At 23.8% G+C, this 24,986-nt stretch carries 13 protein-coding genes; all 13 read right to left on the reverse strand.

Going from position 1 to position 24,986, the window contains the following annotated elements:
* Window positions 1-126: 126 nt before the first annotated feature.
* Window positions 127-4,515 (reverse strand): coiled-coil domain-containing protein, encoded by a 4,389-nt coding sequence (locus NG904_RS03170; protein WP_252229730.1) that lies wholly within the window; start codon window positions 4,513-4,515, stop codon window positions 127-129.
* A complete protein-coding gene (locus NG904_RS03175) occupies window positions 4,508-5,212 on the reverse strand; it encodes a DUF6063 family protein (protein ID WP_252229732.1) in 705 nt (234 codons plus the stop codon). The genes NG904_RS03170 and NG904_RS03175 overlap by 8 nt, the downstream gene beginning before the upstream one ends.
* Entirely contained in the window at window positions 5,212-6,834 is a 1,623-nt protein-coding gene (locus NG904_RS03180; protein ID WP_252229734.1) for a transcriptional regulator, read from the reverse strand. The genes NG904_RS03175 and NG904_RS03180 overlap by 1 nt, the downstream gene beginning before the upstream one ends.
* Before the next feature lie 58 nt (window positions 6,835-6,892).
* Window positions 6,893-7,900, reverse strand: a complete 1,008-nt coding sequence (locus NG904_RS03185) for a Wadjet anti-phage system protein JetD domain-containing protein (protein ID WP_252229736.1) — start codon at window positions 7,898-7,900, stop codon at window positions 6,893-6,895.
* Window positions 7,901-8,198: 298 nt separating this feature from the next.
* Window positions 8,199-9,308, reverse strand: a complete 1,110-nt coding sequence (locus NG904_RS03190) for a HipA domain-containing protein (protein ID WP_252229738.1) — start codon at window positions 9,306-9,308, stop codon at window positions 8,199-8,201.
* A 215-nt stretch (window positions 9,309-9,523) separates the two neighbouring features.
* Complete coding sequence (locus tag NG904_RS03195; RefSeq protein WP_252229740.1) at window positions 9,524-9,904, reverse strand: hypothetical protein; 381 nt, start codon at window positions 9,902-9,904, stop codon at window positions 9,524-9,526.
* 55 nt (window positions 9,905-9,959) lie between these two features.
* Window positions 9,960-11,945 (reverse strand): hypothetical protein, encoded by a 1,986-nt coding sequence (locus tag NG904_RS03200; RefSeq protein WP_085322571.1) that lies wholly within the window; start codon window positions 11,943-11,945, stop codon window positions 9,960-9,962.
* 318 nt (window positions 11,946-12,263) lie between these two features.
* Window positions 12,264-12,767 (reverse strand): mediator of RNA polymerase II transcription subunit 4, encoded by a 504-nt coding sequence (locus NG904_RS03205; RefSeq protein ID WP_085322570.1) that lies wholly within the window; start codon window positions 12,765-12,767, stop codon window positions 12,264-12,266.
* Window positions 12,768-12,785: 18 nt separating this feature from the next.
* Window positions 12,786-13,475, reverse strand: a complete 690-nt coding sequence (locus NG904_RS03210) for a hypothetical protein (RefSeq protein ID WP_085322569.1) — start codon at window positions 13,473-13,475, stop codon at window positions 12,786-12,788.
* Window positions 13,476-13,480: 5 nt separating this feature from the next.
* A complete protein-coding gene (locus NG904_RS03215; protein ID WP_085322568.1) occupies window positions 13,481-16,534 on the reverse strand; it encodes an ATP-binding protein in 3,054 nt (1,017 codons plus the stop codon).
* Between the two features lie 6 nt (window positions 16,535-16,540).
* Window positions 16,541-19,432: an acetate and sugar kinases/Hsc70/actin family protein gene (locus NG904_RS03220; protein WP_085322567.1), complete on the reverse strand. Its 2,892-nt coding sequence runs from the start codon at window positions 19,430-19,432 to the stop codon at window positions 16,541-16,543.
* Window positions 19,433-19,438: 6 nt separating this feature from the next.
* Window positions 19,439-20,314, reverse strand: coding sequence for a hypothetical protein (locus NG904_RS03225; RefSeq protein WP_085322566.1), 876 nt, complete (start codon window positions 20,312-20,314; stop codon window positions 19,439-19,441).
* 477 nt (window positions 20,315-20,791) lie between these two features.
* Window positions 20,792-24,976, reverse strand: coding sequence for a protein kinase domain-containing protein (locus tag NG904_RS03230; RefSeq protein ID WP_252229742.1), 4,185 nt, complete (start codon window positions 24,974-24,976; stop codon window positions 20,792-20,794).
* Between the last annotated feature and the right edge of the window lie 10 nt (window positions 24,977-24,986).

The raw sequence follows: 24,986 nt of genomic DNA on the forward strand, positions 1-24,986 counted from the left end.
ATGTATTTTTAATTATTATAAGTCTTACTTTATAAATATATTATTTCAGCATGTTTATTATTAAAAATTAAACTACTTAATCATTAATTTTTTTATGTCATCTAATTTTCTTGATATGCCTACCATTTAAAATAGTCTTATTTGTTCTTGCTCAATCTTAAGTCTTGATGATACCATAACTTCTTTTTCATCTTCACCTTTTGAATGATTACTTCTTAAATATTTCACACCACTTTTTATTTTAGATTGTACAAGATTTAAAACATATATATTATCGAATCTATTGTATATAGAATCTCCTCCAAGTCCTGTTAAACATATAAGTTGAGTATTACTTTTCTTTGCAATATCTATAAGTGGTTTTAAAAGATGTGCTGAACTTGTTTGAGCAAATGGATTATCCATTATTAAAACTTTTCCTTCTTCTCTTCTATTAAATATATCACTTTCATCTTTTCGCATATAAGACAATAAACTAGATAAAATTACAAAGGCTGAAAGGAATCCTTCTCCTCCTGAATTTGTTGATACTTCATTCCAACTTATTTGTCTTTGCTTATCTTCTTCTATTTTATAAAGTTTAATATTTATAGAAGTTATAGATACAACTTCGTCATAAAGCTTAGTTATATTTATCTTGTTACCTATTATCTCCTCTATATTTTCATTTTTTTCCAATGTTAATATACACTGATTTCTTAACTGATCAACATAATCTTTTAATCTCATTTTATAAATTTCTTTATTTTCTTCCCATTCTGCCACAGTTATATTAAGCATTTTTACTCTTTTATCATTAATTGTTATAGTTGAATTGTTATCAATCTTGGCTATATTTTCATGAATATCATTTATATACTCTAATAAGCTTTCTAATATATTTTCTTCTTCTTTTTCTATTAACTCTATATCATAACCTATCTTTTTCATTAACTTATTATATGAATCTTGTAACATAACTAACTGTTCTATAAGTTCTTTAGGTTTAGATACAAGTGTTATAAGAGTGTTTATTGGATCTTTAAAGAAACTTTCTTGCTTAAATTCTTCTTTGCCTGCAATAGTAAACATTATTCTACCAAGTGCATTTTCTTTAGTTGCTTCATCCCTTTTTAGGGTATTTAAATCTCTTTTTAATTTTCCTATAAATTCATCTAAATTATTAAATTCTATTTTTATCTCTATTTCTTTTGTAACTTCTAAATTACTATGTTCACTTAAATTACTTAAACTACTACTTATCTTCCTATTTAACTTTACTAATTTCTCTTTTTCCTTTAAATTATCTTGAATCTTTAATGTTAATTTAGCTTCTTCCTCTTTATAATTCTTTTCAAATATTAGATCTTTGTCCTTAGGTAACTCTTTATCGAAAGCTTTTTTCATATCTTTATAATATCTGCTCAAATCATTATTTGCAATTTTCAAATCTGATTTTATTTCACCTAAGAATTCTTTTAATTTATCCATTTTTTCTAATTCTTTTGATAAATTTTCTTCTACTTCAGTTTCTTTGTATCTATCATAAGTTATAGTTGTATACTCACATTCTTCTAATTTATACTGATTTACTTTATGATTAAGATCATCCTCAATTTCATTAAATTTTTCAGTCCAACCTTTTATTTTATTCTTTAATTCCTTTTCTGAACTCTCTATATTTTTTCTTAAAGATTTATATTCTGAAATTAAATCTTCTTTATCTTTTTCTATAAAAGAACCTGATTTATAAACTTCAAATTCTATCAAATCCTCAGAGATATTAATACTTTGACTTGCATAGTATCTAATACTCTCTTCACAATCATTTAATTCAATTTCAATATCTTTATTTCTCTTATCATCTTTTTCAATAGAATTATTAGTTAACTTTATTCTTTCTTCTAATTTTTCAAGAGAGTTTTTATTTTTTTTATATTTATCATACTCAAGTTTTAAACTTAAGAAGTCCTGTTCTTTTTTTATATTTTTCTCTATTTTGTTATATAAAGTTTTTATTATTTTTTCAGTTTTTCCCATATTGTCTTCTATAATAGAAATGTCTTTTTCTAATTTTATCTCAATAACTCTTAAATCTTCACTTTTTTCATTTAAAGTTTCTATTTGATTTTTTAATCCCTCATAACATTCAAATGTTAATGATGAACTTTCAATAAAATTTTTCTTTTTTAGATAAAACCCTGTATCTTCTTCTTTGACTTTGATATCATTTATTATTTTGCTTAATTCTAACTTTTTTTCTTCTATTAACTTCAACAGTTCTTTTTCGTTTAAAAGTTTATTATTAAATGAAATAAGGAATTTTAATTTTTCTAAGTTTAAAATACCTTGATTTATTTCACATAGCTTTTCTCCTAAGTCTTCCCTCTTAATTATAGAAATTGGACTAGATGTAAATACATCTAAAGATTCCTTTTCTAAAATCTCTATTTCTCTAGAATCCATTATTATTGAATATGGTATAAAAGGATTATTTTCTATAAATTTTTCATTTTCTTTTGCTGAATATCCATTCTTCTTAATCCATTCCATTCCATAAACTATGTTAATATCTTTTTTCTTAAGACATTCTTCAACTTCCTTTGGTAATTCTAGTATCTTGCCTGTTTCAAGTTTTTCTAATTCAGAAGTTACCTTGTCACTTTTTCTTCTAAGTTTTATCTCTTCGTCCTTTATCAAGTTTATTTTTCTATTAAAGGCTTCAATAAGCTTATCTGATTCAAATAGTTTGTCTTCTTCAAAATCAATATATTTAATTACTTCTATTCTTTTTTCTATTTCTTGATTAAACTTCTCTAAATCTTTATTTCTGTTTTCTAAATCATATTTTGTGATACTTAATTCTTTAGAATTATTAATTTTTTCTCTTTCTTTACTTTTTAAATCTTCTTTAATCTTTAATAAAAGTTCAACATTATTTTTTCTTTCCTTATTTAAATTAATCCCATCTTCTTTTATATCTTTATCTAATTTAATTAACTTTTCTTCATCTAAAAAGCCTGAAATATTTCTAACTACGTTTTCATCATACTCTTTATTAAATTTAATTTCTTCTTTATGAAAACTTTCAATGCTTGCAAGTAAGCTACCTTCTTCTTTATTTAAACTTATAATACTATTTCTATTGAGTTTTAATGAATCTTCGATATTATATTTTTCATTTTTAAGAGATTTTCTCAAAGTAATTTTAATATTCTCTTCTTGATTTATCACTTTAAGCTCTTCAGTTAAAATTTCCCTTAATGTATAACCTAAATCATTTATTCGTGGAGAAAAATCTTCATTTTTCTTATGTAATATTTCAAGTTCATTTTCAAAACTTTGAAGTTCTTCTGATAAAACCTTATATTCTCTATGAAGCTTTGAACAAGTTAATATGTTTTTTCTTCTATTTAGTTTTTCAATATTATTTTTACTTTCTTCTACTAAATCTTCTTGTTTTTCTTTATTTTCATTTAATTTATCTATCTCATTTTGTTTTATATATATGTTAAGAGATTGCTCTTCATATTGTAATTCTTTTACTTGATTTTTCAAATCATCTATTAACTCATCTAACTTATTTTCTTCTACTTCTCCACTATTTAAAGTTTCTTTTAAATATAAAATAACATTACTTATTTTATTCTCTAAAAATTCTCTATTATTAATTGTATTTATAAAATCATTACTTGCAGAAAATATCTCTTTAGAAAGTTCACTAAATAATTCTATTTTTTCTTTTTTATCTATATTGTTTTTATTTTCTTTATACTGTTTAATATAACTATCTAAAAGCTGCCTATAATTTTTAATCCTATCTTCATCTTTTCTAAGCTTATTTTCTATTGCTGGAAGAAACCATTCTTTAACTAAACCTTCACTATTTTTTGCATTTGCAAAAAGCTCTGAAAGTCCAGATTCTTTAAGATTTATCTTTTTAATTATAGTTTCCCATTCCTTATAATTAATTTTATACTCAGCCAATTTACTAAAATATGCACTAATAGTAGCTGAATTATTCATATCATAATAATTAAACTTAATGTCTCTATCTTTCTTTAATTCTTCAAAAAGTTTTTTAGAATTAGTAAAACTTTTAATAGTTCTTCCATGACCTTTTTCATCAATAATAGAAATATTACTTATATCATTTTCATTCTTATCTTTATATTCATGAACAAAGTTTATAATATCTAATTTATCTTTTGAATCTTCATCTGAAACAACTTCTCTTTTTCTAACCATCATTCCAGTTAAAAGGTAGTCTGCCCCATCTTCTAATTTCCATTCAATTAAAATATATGTTGGAGTTGAAGAGGTAAAATAACTTTCAAATGTTCTATCTTTTAAATTTCTATTTCTTCTATTTACAAAAGGGGCCATAATCATTTGAACAAGTACAGATTTTCCACCACCATTTCTAAGATTAAACATGGTATTTTCACCATCTAAATAGAAACTCTCATCATCAATTTTCATTGTGTTATTATTATAATTTAAATTTACTAACCGAATTTTATTTATTTTACTCATTTACTTCCTCTCCTAGAGCTCTTAAAACTCTATTATAATTATTTTTATTTAATAAATTCCAATCCATAAAGCTATCTAATTTTTTTGTTGTTTTTATCATATCATCACTTTGTATGTAATAAATTAATCCTTGATCATCTAAAAATTTAAGAATCGTATTAACAAATCCTTCTTTTGTTGTCTTAGATATGCTTTTCTTGTCGCTACTTTTTAATGCTTCAAATCTTTCAAGAATGTTTTCAAAAGCTATACCATTTTTGTCATCTCCAGCACTTTCTACTCCCTCATTTAATCTATCACTTATTATATTAAGAAATTCCCCAACCTTTATATAATCTCTAGATTTACTAGAAATACCTTGTGAATTATAAAATGTTACAAGAAGTGTTAAAATTACAAATTGAGATAAATAGTAATCTTTATCATTAGCATTTGATTTACAAAGTGCTTTCTTTAATTCTGCTTTTGAGTATCCTAAAAAATCATTTTCTTCTTTTGGTATAAGATATACTACTCCCCCATACTTTTTAACAAAAGACTCTGAAGCTTCTCCTTGTTCTTTTACTAGCTGAGTTATATTCTCATTTTCAGAATATGCCTTATATAATTCACTTTCTCCTTCTTTCAATTCTCTATACTTTAATAGATAATAAAATATCTTGTTACTCATCTTAATTTCATCTATTGAATAGCTCATTATAATTTAAATCCTCCCTCTGTAACAGTAAAAGAAATATCTGAACATAAAAAATTCTTGATTAATCCATTTTCATCTTTTAATCCTTCTAATTTAACATCAATATTTTCTATGATTCTTTCCACTTTAATTTTGGATATTCTTTTAAGACTTCTATTAGTATCAAGTATCTCTAAAATGCTTTTGTTTAATTGAAATTCTATTTCTCCAGTTTCTACTGTATTTTTTCTTTCTTCTCTTATTTCTTCTATATCAATAATCCTATTTTTAAGCATTTCTATTATAACTTCCCTAAAAATTTGAACACTTGGAACTAAACTATTAATTAAAATATCACTTTCCTTAAGCAAATCATTTATTTCATTTAAAGAAATACTTCCTCTTTCATATGCAAGCTCTAATATTATTTCAATTACCCCTTTATATTTTTCAAGTCTTTCAAGCTTTCTTTTATTTTCTTCTTCTAATAAATCTCCTTCGTCAAATGTAATAAACTCATCATTTTCTAACGATTTTTCCTTTATATTCTTTTGATACTCTAAGGCTTTATTAATATTATAAATCTTCCCTGGTGCCATCTTAAAAAGGGGTCTTAAAAACACCTCAATATTTTCTAACTTCTCTGGATTATCTAAAATTTTATTATAAACTTCTGTTTTAAAATTAAATCTTTCTATCAATGCCATTTTTGATATATTTTCAAGCTCTCTTCCATAGATTTCTTTTAAATCAAAATGCTTTTTTAATATTCTTTGATCCTCATCTATAGTTCTACTTAAATAATTTTCAATTATTTTAAGATTGATTAAGCTTTCTTTTTCTTTTTCATCTAATTCTTTAAGATGTATATCTTTTTCTATAAACTCATTTATTTTTTCTTCAATAAATTCTTTATGTAACATGAATTTTATCTTACTATTTTTTAAAAGTTCTAAGTTCCCTTCCATCATATTTCTATAATCTTCAGTAGAATAACTTAATGGATTTTCTTTAATTTTTCTAATTGCATCCTCCATACTTTGAACTCTTACTCTAAGCATATTGAAAATATTTTTAATATCATCTACCGCCTTATCATAAGAAGCCTTGTCTAAATGCAATTTAAATACTATCTCATGAATAGTCATCTTTAAATTTTCTTCAATTTCCAAGGTAGATAAGAGAAGTGAATATCCATCATCCGTTAATGAATATGATACTCTTCTTACTCCTTCTATATATTCCATCTTATTTTTAATAAAGCTTATATTTAGATTTTCATATTCTCCCACTTTAAAATTAAAAGCTTTAAAATACATTGCTTTACCTTCATCACATAAAACCGTATTCACTATAAATTCCGCTAATTCCTTACAATCCTCGTAAGTAATTTCTTTTTTAAAATGAAGGAAATTTAGTTCATCAATAAAACTTCCAATATAATCAATTGTACATATTTCTTCTTTTAATGATTGTTCCATTATGTAAAGTAATACTGAAAAAATCAAATTATCTTGTTCATATCCTTCTTCAAATCCATACTTTTTCCATGTACCTTTAGCTATACTGTTTCTAAACAATAAGGCATATGCGCCTATTTTTTTCATCCTTATATGTTGCACATCTAAAAAACTAAAATCCATTTTCCCTCCTGCATATATCAGAAATATATTCCAAATTATAAATTTACATATAACATTTTTATAAGTCACTAATATTAAGTATTTCTTGTGGAATATATAAACCATTTTCTAATATTTCATTAATCTTTATTCTATAACTATTATCAAATTTATTTAAGAATTCATCCTTTATATTTCTATTTTGACCTTCTTTAGTCTTAGGTAATATTATTTTTTCTTTAATATATTTATCTATCATTTTTTTATAACCGCTTATAAAAGGTGATATTCTATATTTCTCCTTAAGCAAATTATATAAACTTTCATAAATAACTATTCCCTCATAATCTAAATCACCAAAATATAAAAGTTTATTTTCTTTATTTGAAACATATTCTTCTACTGAAATCTCAAAATCTTTAAAGGCCTTATTTACATTTTTTCCGCCACCATATATCAATGTACTTATATTCTCTTCTAGAATTTCATTTCCTCCATTTATCAAATATTTTCTCATAGTATAATATGTGTCTTTGTTTTCTAAGATAAGTATATTTTGAGGAACTTTTTTGGATTTTGAATAATAAGCTAACGGCTCTGATGTTTCATAATAATTTAAATACCCTAAATCCAATCCTAAATTTTTTAATATTAATTTGCCTTCTTCTTTTTGAATAAACTTCTCTCTTCCCCATATTTGAAATGATCTTTCATTCATAGAAACACTTTGCTTTAATAAAGTTTCCTTATTTATAATAAACTCATTTAATTTTAAAATATATTCTCTATGTTCCTTATATTTTTTTAAATGATTTTTATAATAAGATATTTCAAGTTTAGGAGAAAGTTTAAAACTTAATTCATTTAAAAGTTCACTGTAATCTTCTTCCTCTTCTATAACCCTATATCTCTTGTATAATGTAGGATTTTTTCCATTTCCTCCAGTACTTCTTATTGGATTTATTTCTTTATTATTTATAAGAGTATTAACTAACTTATATAATTCTTTGTATGATTTTATTTTAAAGATCTTTTCTATTTCATCCAATTCTATAGTTTTTTTATTTAAATTTTTTAATTTTAACATCTTAAACTCCATATTTTTTATTTAAAAAGAAATATTGTTTTATAGTATAAATTATATACTTAAAACCATATTTTATAAAATATAAATTCTTGAAATCTTATAATAGTAAATATTTTTTATCACAAATAATAGTTTCAACATTATTCACTAAGTAATTGTAAAAAGATACCCCTAGTTTCAAAGAAAAATAGTGGTATCTTTACGGCTTTTCGATTTATTATAGTAACTACACTCTCAATATGCTATGTTAATTTGATGGCTAATGCAATTAATACTTACTATCAAAATATCTACTTTATTAAAACTCTTTTAAAATATGATTATACATATCCATAATCCATTTTATTATATCTCTATAGTCAGTTCCTTTAACTTCTAATATCTCATTTGCATATGGTTTAAATATATCTTCTAAAAACTCCACTGTTAATTTTCCTGCAAAAGGTTTATCCACTAATTCATTTTTTAATTGTCTTACTATATACTTTAATACATCTTCAGAATTACCATATACTGATGAGTACACTAAATTAGGATTAAATCTAACACTTGAAAATAAGCTGAGTCCATTATCATATAATCTATATAATTTAACATATGAATTAATTTTATAAAATCCAAAATTAGTTAAGTTTCTATCCATTTGCCTAGTTAATATATCAAATAAAAACATTCTTAAAAAATCAATACGTACTCTCTTATCAATATCCTTAAAAACTAATTTTTTGTATAAAACTTCTATATTTCTACTATCAGTATCTAAAAACGCTTCTGCATGAATTAAATCTATATTTTCATCAATAAATGATAAACTTAATCCATTACCAAGATACTTAGCTTCTGCACAATTTATCCCTAATGTACGAGCTATTAAATAACATAACTCCTCTGCTATTCCATCAAAAGTATTATGTTGAAGAGAATGTTTTAATATAGCTAGATTGCCATTTACCCTTACTATAGATTTTTCACATGCTCCTATAAGATTTATATTATAATAACTTTTATTTACTATTAAATACTTCTTATATAAATCAACCTCTGGTATATCTTTATCTATAGTTAGCAATAAGTCCCACGGACTATTATCGAATTCATTTTCTGATATCCACAATCTATCTTTAACATTCATTCCTTTAGTTTTTAAAAATAGCTCCCAATACCACATAGAACCACTATCATCTATACCAAGTGATTTTAAAATTCTATTTAACCCAATCTGTGCATTTGGTCTTACTCTATCTTTTATCCAATCTATTAATTCATCCCCAAATAAAATATTTTTTTTATATCTATCAAAAAATAAATCTGGTCTTAATATCTCTAATTGTTTTGGTATATTATTTTCTAGACTTAGTAATCCTACTGTTATATCATAATACTTTAAAAATAATATATTCTCTTTCACTTAATCTACCTCCACCCTATGTTTAGACAATAAATTCATGATATACTATCATTTATTTTCTCCTTTAAATATCTAAATCTATAATCAAATTTTATATAAATATTATAACATAAGGCTTATGAATATATTACATATCATATTTTATAATTTGAAATGGTAATACAAAAGCACCTAGCTAAGTAAGTGCTTTAATTTTTTATAATAATTTTATGTTTTTAATATTTATCTATTTTTTTGTTGTCCTTAATTACACCAACAATTGAAATTATTAATCCTACAATCATTACATACATTCCAGAAGCCGAAAGATTTACTGAAGCTCCAAAAAATTCAGTATCTTTAGTTTTTATAAAAGATAACATAAAAATTAAACCTAATATCAATGAAGCAAGTCCACCTTTCATATTAACAGTTTTATTCTTTAATACTTTTATTATAGGATAAATAAATACTAATAGCATTAAATATCCTTCTTGTTGAAATCCATTTACACTTAATATACCTGCATTGACCCATGGTAAAAAAAGTGAAATAAAGCTTACAATAGCTCCTATTAAAATTAATTTCTTGCCTGATGATAAATTTGAAAATTTCATTTTACCTACCCCTTTGCTATATTTAATTTATACTACAATATCAACATTTAAGTTATTATTTTTCCATTACATTTCCATCTTCATATACTTTAAGCCATCCCATAGTTCCTGTTCCACCTTGAGACGCTGCAGCTATTGAAGTTAATTTAACATTAAAATATGCTTTTCCATTTTCATATTCCTTACTCCCTACACTTAATCTAATTCCAGCATTATCTCCATATTTATTGTCACAATATGTTTTTGCATATTTAGTCGCATTTTCTTGAGTAAATGTGTCATTCTTTTCATATTGATCTTCACTTGATTTTTCTAAAGTTACATAAGGTTTTAAACCTGAATTTGTTTTAGTAAATTTATTACCATCTGCATCAAAATAAACTCCAGTACTTTGATCTCCTTCTTTTGTGTTATAAGCATAGTAAGTTACTCCATCTATTGTTTCTATATTACTAAAAAACACTAAATTAGAACCAAATATTCCTGTAGCTAATGGATATAACTTTTCTACTAAACTTTTTATATTATTATATTCATCACTACTTACAGATTCAAAAGAAGCAACTGTTTTATCACTAAATCTAATATTTAACTTCCCATTTTCATCTTTATTTAATTCTATTTTTTCATCTTCTGAAGTTAAATTTATTACATTTTCATCACTATAATCTATGGTATATTGATGTTTTTCTTCTGGTTTATCAAAAGCTAAGGCATATATGTTTTTTTCATTATCAAACTTTAAATATATTGCTTCATTAGTTTGTTTATTTACAGCCTTCCATTGACCTGTAATATCTGAAACCTCCATTTTGTTTACAAATAATTCATAATTATTAAATTTAATTTTAGAATACTCTTTCGCATCACTTATAACTTTTTCTGATTCCGATCCATTTTTACTTAAATAAACCTCATTAGATTTATTAATAAATGCTATATCACTGCCACTTACAACAAATTTAATTACATCTTCCCCTATTTTTGTATTATCAAATAATAATTCATTTTCTTTATTAAGAGTTACTAAATTATTCTTTGTAACATTATAATCACTTGCATCTTGTACAACTTTCTCTTTTTCATTTTTTTCATTTATCTTATATATATTTTTATCCTTATCTAAAACATACATATTATTTGCATTAGACGTTATCTCTTTTGCATCATCTAAGATTTTTGCTTTATCATCTGAATCATATTTTTTATAATTAAAAGTATTATCATCTGTTATATAATAAACACCTTTAATATCTGCTTGTGCATATTTAACATCTGATGCTATTTTTCTCTTATCTTGTCCAAACTCTTTAATGTATAGCTCTCCTTTACCTTTTTGTAAATTATAATCATCCATATAAAGAATTTTCTTATTATCTATAAAAGTTAAAGAACCATTATTATATTTTTCTGCTACTTTTTCCTTATCATCTTTAGCTAAATCCTTTAAATATAAAGTATTATCTGAAATATAAGCAACAATAGATTCATCATTATTTAACTTTATATCATTAACATTTGAAGCTACCTTAATTTTATCCTGATCTGCTTTTTTTATATAAGAATTCTCATCTTTATCCTTATAAATTATGTTATCCCCATCATTTATTAATTTATATTCAGAAACATTTTCTGCGATTTTCTCTTTTTCTTTATCTTTAGCTTTTTTATATAATCCTCCATCATTTGTTGTAAAATATATGTTTCCATTATTAGATACATTAATATTCTTTGATACATCTGAAGATATTTTATCTTTTTGTCCCTGATTATCAAGTAAATATAAATTATTATCACTATCTAATTCAGCATAAGATTGTAATACATCTATATAAAATATATCTTGAACTTGACTAGCTAATTTTTCTTTTTCTATATTTTCATTTAATGTATACACTTCACCATTCTCTTTACCATATAAGTAAAACATATTCTTTTCTTCTTCCTTTGAATCACCTAAAGGCTTTCCACTACATCCTGAGATGCTAAACATAAAAATTGTAATAAATAAAAACATGCTCAACATTTTAATCTTTTTCATTGCTACATCCTCCATAAAATAAAAATTTAATATTACATCTGCAAAAATTCAAATTACTAAATCTGCCCTCCAATCACTTTCATTTCCTTTATGCTTTTATCTTACATCATTAATTTTTGTATCTGTAATTTTCATTTTTATTGTTATAAGAAGCACTGTTTATCTTAATTTATTCTCATCAAGAGTTAAGTGTAAACATAAAAATTGCCCTGATAAATATAGTTAACAGTATTTTTACTGTATATATTTAACAGAGCTCAATTTAACTTTTAATATGTGTTCTTTTTAATTTTATTTAAACATATAAAAGTTATAAAATTATTTGGTAGATATTTTTTCTAAATAATAATTACGTAAACCATTATTTAAGATTTGATTTTTTGTTTTTTCTTCTTGTTTTTTAAATATATTTCCTATTGATATTATCTCATACTCAATATTCTGGTGTTTTTCAAATAATTGAATTGTTTTTTTTAATGAAAATATTACATTTCCAAGTTTATCTTTTATTATAACATTAGAATTTATTATATTCTCATCATAAAATTTTTTTATTTCATATTCTTTCCAAGATGATTTTTTAACAACATTAAAATCACATGGTAAAATATTTACAGAATTATCTGTTATAATGCAATAATCTATTAAATCCGTTTCTTTAGAATAGGATATTGCACTTTTAAACCAGTTCCAAAACTCATTATCAAATAAAATTTCTTCTTCTCCACCCTTTAACATTACTTCAAATTTATTATCTCTTATTGTATAAAGGTTTATTATATTTTTATTTATATAAAATAAAACTTTATGTGTAACATTCATTTATTATATCATCCTACTCTATCTACTATTATTTCTCATATCATCTATTTTTTGACCAATTTCATTTTCGGACATTTCTGGGTTTAATGTTTTAATTGTATTTTCTATTATATTTCCTACTTTTTCATATTTATTATCATTTAAAGAACCATCTAAATAGCTATTAAAATCTCTAAGATTCAATCCATTTTCCTTAAAACTATCTATATATGCTCTTACTTCATCTACTTCTAAATTTTGTTTTGCTATCTGAGTTATAAATTCCGCAGGAATTTCCATGTTTTTATTTTCTTCTATACCTTTTACCAATATACTTGAACCTAATGCTGTATATTTCAATTTGTCTTCTCTAGATAAATTATCTAGCTTATCTTTATCTATTTCTATATTGTTACGTAAATGATCAATATATTCACTATACGAATCAAAATTCTCAGGTTTTATTCCTTCTTTTTCAGCTTCCTCTGCTTTCATTCCAATTTCTTCTGGTGTCTCTTCTTTAGTTAATCCTAACGCTTCTGCTAATGCTCCTATTGCTGCTCCAATAACTTTTATTGCAATTTCAATTGCTTCTATTGTATGAAAAATAACTGGATCAAATACTTTTGCCACAAACCCACTTAAGCCTCCTCCTATATTAGATGCAACTGAACATATACTACTGCAAATACCCCCAACAAAACTTCCTATTGAACTTATTAAACTCATATTAATTACCTCCATATTCCTAATTTATTTCTGCAAAAATTTAAGTCTATTGTATTATTTATATAATCATCTATAAACTTTTTAATAAATTCTTCTTTTTCTTGTATATCACTATATATTCTTTTGCCATTATAATAACGTGTTAGGATTATTTTAGCAAAGAATTCTTTTCCAAAGACATCTATTGAATTTTTTAAATTTTCCTTAAGTTTTTCTTCATAACCAATTTGTCTATTGTTAAAAAAATGTTCATAAGCTTGTAAAAAAACACTATTATTTATATCCTGTTGAAATTTTTCAAATTCTTCTCTTGAAGGTTGATTGTCAAAACATTCTAAGCCTTGAAATACACCTTTTTTATATATTTTACAATAAAAATCGACTACTTTTGCCCTAATCTTATCTTCTTTTATTATTTCATCACTAGTAGTATCACTAGTTCGTTCAATTTGAACTTGTACCGCCTTTTGATATCCCTGAGTAAACAATACTGCTCTACCTGTTTCAAGATTTGACAAAAATTCTTTTTGTTCATCTGACAATACCATGGTATTACCTATTGCTTCCTTATCATCTTGAGCAAATATCTTATGAACTATCTTTGTATTAGTATTTTTTAATACTTCTGATGTAAGCTTATTAGGAATTTGATCTACAATTATAAGAGATTCTCCATATTTTCTTATTTCAGCAAGCATATCTGTAAAAGTTTCAACCCCTTGCTTCTTATTAGGACTATCCCCTTGAGTAAATTTACTTAATAATCTATGCGCTTCTTCTATTAATGTTATATGTCTAAATGTACCTTTTTTCTTATACTTTGCTTTGATTGCCTCTGCTAAATTCATTAAAATAAATCCCATAATAAGTGACTTTTCGCTTCCACTTCTTATTTCTTCTAATTCTAGTACAACTTTTTTATCAAGTAATTCTTCAAAATCAATAGATCTTTTTGTATTTAACATAAATCCTTTTGAACCAACCATTAAACCTTGTAATCTAGCTTTGATCGAACCTATATAATCATTTTTTAACCTTTCATCAAATCCTTGATTCTTAACTACATCATCTATTTTAATTAATAAGTCTGAAAATGTTGGAAAAGAATAACTTCCATCTTGAAATGGTTCTTTTATTTTTTTATTTTTATTAGTTGCAATGTTCCAACCATAATCTTTATAACATTCATATATAGCGGTTTCAATAAGTTGAGGTATTGCTGCCTCCATATCAAATGCTGCTTCAATACTTGCCTTAATCATATCAACTCTAGACGTAATGCTTTCATGTTCAAAAAATTCAAAAGGATTCAATCTAAATGGTGAAACTGTATCTTTACCAAGAGTAAATATTAAAATGTCTTCATAATTTTTTGTTAATATTCTATACTCAGTTTTTGCTGGTTCAATAACTAAAAACGGTAATTTACTATCCATTAATATTTTTTGACAAGTAGTAGTTTTACCACTTCCTGTTACACCTGTTATAAATAAATGCTTGTCTAAATTATTTTTATCTATACTAACATCTATATTTTTTAATATATCTCCACTATGAACAAGTTTTCCAAGATGAATTTTATCTTCTTCTTTAATATTCTTTGGTATGTTTAATCCAAATTGTACTTCTTCTCTAAGTCCTAAGCCTACAATTTCTTTTTGTGGTAACCCCGCAACTAAGCTTAATTCATTCGTAGATATCCAGTTTCCAATCATTACATTACCTTGATTATCTGAATATTGAGAAATTGCTGATCTTCCAAACGAACAATCGATATCTCCTTTTCTAACAAACTTACCATGTGGCAATTGAAATTTTTTATATATTTCAGTTCTAATATTATTTTTATTTAAACTTATAGATTGAAGAGGTATTCTATTTCCTGTTTCGCCTGCAAATAAAGATTTAATTGTACTTTCTAATTTTTTTAATACTGCTTTTTTATTGCTAAATAAAAAAGCAGATGTATTAAATATTCCTCTACCCTTTCCATAATCTAATCTAGGTACAATAACATCATCTATATATTTAATCCATTCTTGAATTTCTTTGTTTATAAATTCAACTGTTGTAGAACTTGATTTACTCTCACTAGTACTAACTCCTGAAGCCACTGACGAACTTTTTGAATCCGATTTTGAATCCCCTTCACTTTTAGATTCACTACTTCCAGTAGTTTTGCTCCAACTTTTTCCTTTATTAGTTCCTTCTTGACCACTATCAGATACTGAGGAACTTTTATTGGATGAATTATTGCTTTGAGTAGTTTCTGATTTACTCTTTGTTATTGAACTACTGTTTCCACTTGTTTCACCTTTGTTTTCACTTGATGAATATTGAATAGATTTTGAAATATTCTTACCAACAGTACTTGATTCTCCTGTTGTGTTTGTTGTACTACTTCCATATGTTTCTGATGATGTATCCTGCAAGTTTTTCTTGATAAGCGGTGCTATTTGAGTATATAATTGATTTAAATTTTCTTCAATATTAGCTATATCATCACCATTCATGGGCTTGGCTATAATCATAAAACCAAATTCATCACCAATCATAACATCAACTAATCTATCTACCCCTTGAAATTTTTCATTATCTTTATTTACTCCTGCAACACCTTCTAATAAACTAAAATACTTCATATTTTCAATACTGTCACATATTCTATTCTTCTTTTCTGGAATTACTTCTTTTATTTTACTTCCTCTAAAATTTCCTTTTATATTTGGTTCTAATATAAAATCTCCTATATCTTTTATTTCTAGCATCATCTTTTTATCATAATATAAATCTTTTGCTATTCCAAAATAAAAATGAACTCCGTCTTTATCTCCCATTATCAAATATACAAAGTTTATACCTTCTATTCTTACAGAACTTAAAACATTTTCTAAAGCTTCTTTTCTAGGAGCTTTTTCATCAAATGTTATTTCTTCTATATGATATAATGTTAAATCCTTTGGTAAAAATTCACCAATATGATTTATATCTATATCCTTATCATTTCCTAAATAATAGTTTTCTCTTTTAGTTAAAAAATCTACAATCTTATTTTCCATTATTAATTACCCTAATTTTTCTTTCTTTGGAGTATTTAAATACTTTTCTTCACTAATAAAATCATCTTTTGCAACAACATATTCTATCTCTGTAGGTGAAAGAAATCTTATATATACATTAACATCTTCATCTTCAGATGTTATATCAATTCTACACTTTTTACGTTGAGTTTCTCCAATATTTAACTCATTACTTGTTGCCTCTGGAAGAGGTGTATAGTATAATTCAAAATCCTCATAACATGCATCAATAAATTTATTCCACTCTCCATATTTATTACTTCTATCTAAATGAACATTAAATTTTCCTCTTTTTTCATATCCAATATAATATTTAAACATTATCTCATTATCATTCAAATTTTTATCAATTACTTTTATCTTTCCACCTGCTCTACTTTTGATAAGTCCAAATGCAACTCCTGTTTTTCCTGTAGGTCTTGTTATGTCTTCTTTATTTATTTCAATATTAAGTTTTTCTTGAATTAAATAAGCTTCATTTGTCCCAAGCGGTGGATATATAGTAAAATACTCTCCTTGTTCCTTTTTATATTCATTAATTTTATTTGTTTCTTTTTCTATATGTTTTAAAAATAGTTCAGTTACTATATTACTTTTACTTGAATTTCCTGCTAAAAATATTTTTATATTTTCAACACCTTCAGTTTCTTCAAACGCAAATGAAAGTTTTAATGCTTCAAAAAAATTTATAACACCTTTTTCAATTCTATTATATAAAATTTCTTCTAACATTTTAATATCAACCGATAACTCAAAATTAAGCTTCTGCTCTCCTGATTTATCAAACAAATTTAATGATATTATTCCATTTATAAATTCTTCTTCATATTCAATAGTTTTTTCCCATAATGAACGTAGCTTTTCCATAAGTTGCTTCATATTTAATTTTGCTTCTTGAGAATCATTTAATAATATTTCACTTCCTGGGAATCTAATACATTCAGGTGGTAATGTAAATGTTATTCCTTCTTTACGAAGTTTATCTTGATTATCTTTAAATACTTCAAATGCCAATAGCTCTAATAAATTTTCTCCACCTAAAAATTGATCTCCACCAGCTCCAAAATGTTCGATAACGTAATCAAATCTTCTTTGTTCTCTACCTTCTGCTGGTCTCCATAATCCAAAGTCAAAATCTGTAGTACCACCCCCAAAATCAAATACCCCATAAAAAATCTTTTCACCATCTTTAGGTTCAAATTTATATTCTTCAAGAGCACATATAGCATATGCAGCTGGTTCACTTGCACCCGAACTAACTCTAAACCTATTTATAACATTATCATCATTAAGTATAGGTTCTGGTAATGATTTTTTTAATCCATTTGAAAAACTGTTTAATATCTTTTCTCTTATATTTTTTTCATAAGTTACTGGAAATGATAGTATATAATCTAAATAAATACCATTATGCATATTATTTATATATAAACCTATGTAATAAGCATATATTTCAATAGGATCAAATTCCGAATCTTCTTTTAAATCTATATATGAATTTAAAGTTTTTTCTTTTCCACATTTATCCCTAAGTCTTAAATTTCTATTACTATCTCCAGCCCATTGTTTTAAATCACTTAAAAAAGAATAATAATTTTCACTACTACTTGCCATTAAACTATTAAATGCAGTATGAGATACAGTTAAATTCTCCCATAAAGTATTAGGTCGTCCATTTTTTTTATTATAAGATTCTAAGAAATCTTCTAAATCAATAAATTCCATAACAGTAGGATTTTCATAATGCTTTGATTCAATTTTTTTACTATATTTTCCCATACCAACTCTCATTGGTAGGGTATGTTCTCTATCCTCTTGATAAACTACAACTGTACTTTTAGTTCCAAAATCGATACCTATTATTCCATCTTCTTTTATATCCGCAATTGGATTTCTTGCTACAATCCCTTTTTCAAAGTTTACAGTAATATTTTCACTTAATATTTCATCTTCTTTATCCCATAAATCCCAATGACCTCTATTAGGATCCTCTAATATTTTTTTATCATAAGATTCTATATCTGCACGTACTGTTTCACAATTTAAAAGGTTAGCAAATATATCATTTTGGGAAATTTCTTGAATATTTATATTACCTTTCTGTTCTAATTCTTCCCATGCTTTATCATAATTTAAAATTTTTCCATTGATGCAGAAATCTTTTTCATTAAATAAAATATTTTCTTTAATGTTATCTGTTAAAAATTGTATCTTTTCATTATTAAAATCAAAACCTATAAATTTCATTTTATAATAACTTAATAAATCACGATAAGTTATTTCTGATAATTTAGAAAGTCCTTCTGGTATAAGATCATTTTGAAACCATAATCTAATTATTTCACTCAAATTATTTTTATTTAATTTTTTAGAAGTTTTTAAATCATATATTGGAATATGATAAGAATTGAAACCAAAAGCATGAAAATTATTAAAATTAAAAATGTATCCATCTTCTCTTATACACTTATAATTTTCATCTTCCATAAAAGTATAATTTTTTTCATATTTTTCATTGATAGGAATACTATTTTTAATTATTGTTATTTCAAATTCATTTAGAAGTCTGCCATTATATCCATTAAAGTTTAAATTTAAAGTAGTTTTATCAAAAGGCGTATATACAGAGCAAAATCCTAATTGAAATTTATAAAAATTAGGAAATAAACCTGTGAGATCATGATTGTAATAAACATCTTTATTTTTTATATAAACCCATTTATTTTTTATTATTTTTTCTATTTCCTTACATAATAACTCAATATCTTTAATTTTCTTATCAATCTCTTCATTTAACATTATAGATAATTGCCTTTTTACACAATAAGCAATGTCTTCTTCATTTATTATTATTTTATTAATTATTTTTGTATTCATTTTTATTTACACCCTAACTACAGATTTTTTTACTATATTATTTGTATTTAAGTTTATATATCCTTTAATATAAACTTCTTGAATATTACCATTTATTTTACTATTATATCCTCTTATAAACTTGTCCTCATCAAATAATTCACCAATATTAACTTCTTGTATTTTATATAATGGTCTTTCATATATGTTGTTATATGCATTAATTAAATTCTTAAAAATATTATTTAGTTTATCTAAACTTTTGATCTGTCCATTTATTGATAATATTTTCATATATTCCCATAAAGCTTCAATACTTTTATATTGGATGCCACAATATAAAAATTTTTCAATATTTCTCCCTTTAAAAATTCCATCCAGTTGATTTTTTATATTTTCTTCTAATTCTATATATATATGATAAGCTACTCTTATATCTTTAAATTGATTATTTAAATCTAAAAGTTCATTTTGTAATTTACCATTTATTAATAAAATTTCATTTTGCTTACTTTCATATTCTATCAATTTTAATTTATGTTCTTTTTCTAATTCTTGTATTTGATCAGTATATAATTTTTTAGTTTTTTCTAATTCATCTAAAAGTTGATTATTCTCTTCTTTAAAAATCTTATTTTTCTGTTTTACTATTTCTAGTTTCTCTAATAATTTTTTATATTCTAGTTCCAACATTTCATACTTTTCTTTATAATCTTTTTGTAACTCATTATTTACTTCATTTTTATTTTCTTCTGAATTAACAAATTTATCTATATTTTTTATATTATTTAAACTATTTTTTATACTTATTAATATTTTTTCATCTTTAATTGATTCAAGTAACATGCTTTTAAATTCTTTTATTTTATCTTCCAAAACAACTACACCATCCATAACTATCAACAATTATTTATCCTTACATAAAAAAATAAACTATATTAACCCTATATTATCTCTAATTGGTATAAATATATTTTAAATACTCCATATATTTTTTGAAAAATTAATTTTCAACACAATTATATACTATTTTCGTAATTATTTCTATTTTTATGTATAATCATATAAAAAATTGTATTTTCCTCCATATTATAAACCTCCTATTTTCTTGATATACTTATTATACTCTGATTATTTGTCCCCTCTGTAATTTTCATTTTTATTCTTATAAAATCACCTATTTGTCTAGCTTAAAATGTATTTTTATAAACTATCATTTTATTCTTAAATTTGTTAACTTGATTATTTTACCAATATACTTGTATCGATTTTAGAAGTACTATATTTTAAATATTCTTTTTAATTTATTACATAAAAAATAACCCTGATTTATAAAAATTATTTCTTACGTCTATAAATCAGAGTTATTTAAACAAAACTTTATTTATAAAGCTCTATTTCATTTCCTAATATATCTTTAATCTTTTCTTCATATATCTTTACCTGTTCATAATTTTTATTTTTCTTATAAACATCAATAAATTTATTAAATAGTCTTATAGTATTATCAACATTGTCATCATAATTTTCTTCATAATATTTTAAAGCACATAAATATGATTTAATACATTCTTCGTATTCTTCTTTTTCTAAATATAGCTCCCCAATATCAATATATTTTTGTGCACATTCATAAAAAGATGTATTGTAATATCCTTTAGTTTTAAGGCTTTTAATAATAATTTGGAGTGAGTCTTTTTCATATTCTAAAGCTTTTTCATGTTCTTTAATATAAGTATAGCACCTTGCAATATTATCATTTAATCTAACGTAATCATAATATGATAAATCACTTTCTTCAAAATCTCCAATATTATCTTTAACAATATCTAAAGCTTTGTTAAAGCAGTGCACACCCTCTTCATATTTATCAACTCTTAAATAATTATCTCCAGCTTCCTCATATACTTTAAACTTCTTTAGTGGCTTTTTTAAGTATTTTTCTACTTTATGTTCTGCAATAGCTTTATAATTACATTTATTTAAATAAAGATTTCCTTCATCATATTTATCATCAAATTTATAACAATAAATTTCTCCAATTTTATGATAAAACTGTGCAATTACATAATGTTCACTATTATATAATTCAGATGACATTTTAAGACCTTTCAAATAATACTCTAAAGCTTTTTTAATATTTAATTCATTTTCAGAATAAGCATTTCCAATATTTAAATATGTTTCTATGATTTTCTCTTTGTTGTTTTCTAAGTTTTCATTTAAAAAAAACAATATTTTTTTACATATTCTTGTAGCTTGTTCATTTTGATTTTTATCAAAGCTTTTAATTAATTTCTTTGCTTCTATCATATAATAATAAAAAGCTTTATCATAATTATGTTTTTCAAGCTCAATATTTCCAAGACATTCATACAATTCTACAATATCTTCTACCATAGATTTATCCATATCTTTAAGTTTTTTATATAAATCAAAAGCTTCTAAATATATCTTGTCGGCTTTAGTATATTCAAATTTTTCTTCATAGCTTTGACCTAATTTTAAATTGCAACATAATAATTCTTTATAGCAATAATCATCTGAACATGCTTCATCAGAATTTAGGCACTCATTCCATAAAATTTTTGATTTATTAAAACTCTCTATAGCTAAATCATATTGTTTTAATACTTTATATATAGTTCCTAATAAATAATATACTTCTGCTTTTTCAGCGAAAGGTGAAGAAACATATTTAAATAACATTTCAGAGCAATATTTTAATGCTTCATTATATTTTTTATTTTCTTTATATAATTTGACTATTTTTATATATGCACCTGTATGTGTATAAAATACTCCATCTTCATCATCACATTTTAATGCTTGTTTATAATAATCTATAGCTTTTTCAAAATTATTATCAATTTCACTTGATAATCCCATTTCAAAACAATATTCAATTTCTAAAGGTTTTATTTCTTCACCATTTACATAAGCACAAGCTCCAAGATTATATTTATATTTATAAAAATTAGCTTTTTCTTCACTATTCTTAGGATTCATAAGCTCTGAATAAAATTCATATAAAACATTTGCTGCTTTTTTCAATTCATTATTATCATCTGAAAAAACTCTTTCTTTTATAGTGAAATATTTTAAATAATATTCTTCTGTTTTATTTGCTATAATTTCTTCAAAATCACCTTCAAAACATATAATAGATGGCATTAACATACTCTTATATACTTTTCCTATTTTTAAATATGCTTCTGCAATCTTGTTTTCATCCTCTTTAAATAGTTCTTTATTTATTAGAATATATTTTTTAGTATATTCTTGTATCTTCTCCCATATTTCTTCATCACTATTTTCATCATAAAACATATTAAAAGAGCAACTTAAAGTTTTATATGTTACTAACAAATAAAAGTATATATCCAGAGCTTTAATAGAATATTCTCCATGGATATTTATATAAGTATTTAATGCTTTAAAAAGATAATTTAAACATTCATCGGTATCATCTTCTCTTTCGCTTAAAATTTTTCCTATTCCTGCAAAAAAATAAGCAGTTTGTTCACTGCTACCATTTATTTTCTTTGCTACAACTCTACAAAAGCTTAAATAATAATTTTTTTCATAATAACTTTTATAATTATTATTATTAACAATCTCTGCTAAAGAGGATATAAAACCACTACATTTTTCAGCATCGGGCTTTAACTCCTCATATGCAATATCAGATATAATATGATGTAATGAAAGCATATCATTTTTTATATCAAGTTCAATCCAACCACTTTCTACAAGAGAATTAATATCATCAAAATCTTCTAAATTACACCAATCTCCAAATTTTGAAGCATCAATCTTGATTCTTGATATCACAGATAAATTCATCATTATAAATTTTTCATTTTTTTTTAAGCTTGATAAATCAAATATAGTAGCCAAATGTTCATACATTAATTTGTTATTATCCATATCATCAGAAATATCAGAAGTATGTCTTATTTTACCTTTTACTGTTGATAACTCACACTTTTCAAGTTTTTCTAACATAACTTCTGGTTTAATACGTTGTTTCTTACAATTTAACGCTATAAGCTTTATAAGTAGTGTATTATAAGAAATCACTTTTAATATATTCTTTATAGTAATAACATTATCTTCTCTATGCTTTTTCATATTACCATAAAATTTATAATACAATTCTAAGCATGTATCTTCATTCATAGTATTTAATTCAAAATATTTATCTTCAAAATCTTCATTAAAATTTCTAGTTGTAAATATAACTTTATATCCATTATTTTTAGATGTTATAATACTATCAATATCTTTATCAAAACTTACATTAAAGTTATCTATAATAATTAATGTCTTTTCATCAAAATCTTCAAATAGCTTTATTTTCCCCTTAAATATAGATTCCTCATGATTTTCTCCATTTATAATATAATCATTTTCATTTAAATTAGAAAATAAAAGATTATTTACAATGGTATTTTTAAGATTATTATCAAAAGTAACAAACTGAATAATATCATATTTATCTTTATATTTTTCAGCATACATTTTAGCAAGCTCTGACTTTCCTATTCCTCCCATTGCTCTTATAAAAACAGTATTGTCTTCTTTAAGTCTTTTATGAATTTCTGTAAGTTCATTTTCTCTTCCAATAGAATTTGGTGAAACAGACCACCTTAAATCAGCCAAAAATGGTATTTTCCCACTTACTGCATCTAAAATTTCTAATAAAAATTCTTCTAATTTATCTACTGTTTTATATCTTCTTGAAACATCAATTTGAAGTGTATTTCTAAATAATGTTGTAATCATATTAAAAATTTTAGGAGAGATATTTTTAAATATATCATCCACTTTATTAAACTCAAATTTAGAAAATCTTTGTTTTTCCTTATCTAAAGGCATTCTACCCATTATTTTAGAAAAAATAATAGTTCCAATAGAATATATATCAGTAGCTTCACAAATTTTATAGTTCTTCTCCCTATACAACAATTCTGGTGCAGCCCAATCTATTGAATATGATAATCTACAATTTAGTAATTCACTCTTTTTATGTACACTATCAAAATCAAATAACTTAACAAGTTCTCTAGTTTCAGGTAAGATGAATATATTGCTTGGCTTAATATCTAAGTGTAAATAATTTGCATCATGATATACTTTAACTGCCCTACATATAGCAATTGCAGTTTTTATAATATCTTGAATTTTTTCCTCTTTTATATTGTTATAGCTTATACCATCATTATATGACATTAAAATATACTTAGTATTAGTTCCTGAATATATTCCTTCTGTGTTTGATGTGATATTCTTTGCATTTTCAATCTCAGCTGAAAATTTAGATTGAAGTTTATATCCTTCTAAAAATTTATCAATACTTATATTATCTGAAATAGGATTAAATTCTTTTAAAACCCCACAATGACTATAACTATCATCTTCTTTATATTTTACTAAATAAGTTATACAGCTTGCCCCTTCGCCAAGTATACCTTGAACAATAAATTTTCTTTCTATATAAGTTTTATCTTCATAATGCCTAAGTAATATCTCATCCCCTACTAAAAATTTTTTTCTCTCCATATATAAACTC

Origin of the sequence: Clostridium sp. ZBS15 (assembly GCF_023845705.1) — a bacterium.
Taxonomy (GTDB): Bacteria; Bacillota; Clostridia; order Clostridiales; family Clostridiaceae; genus Clostridium; species Clostridium aquiflavi.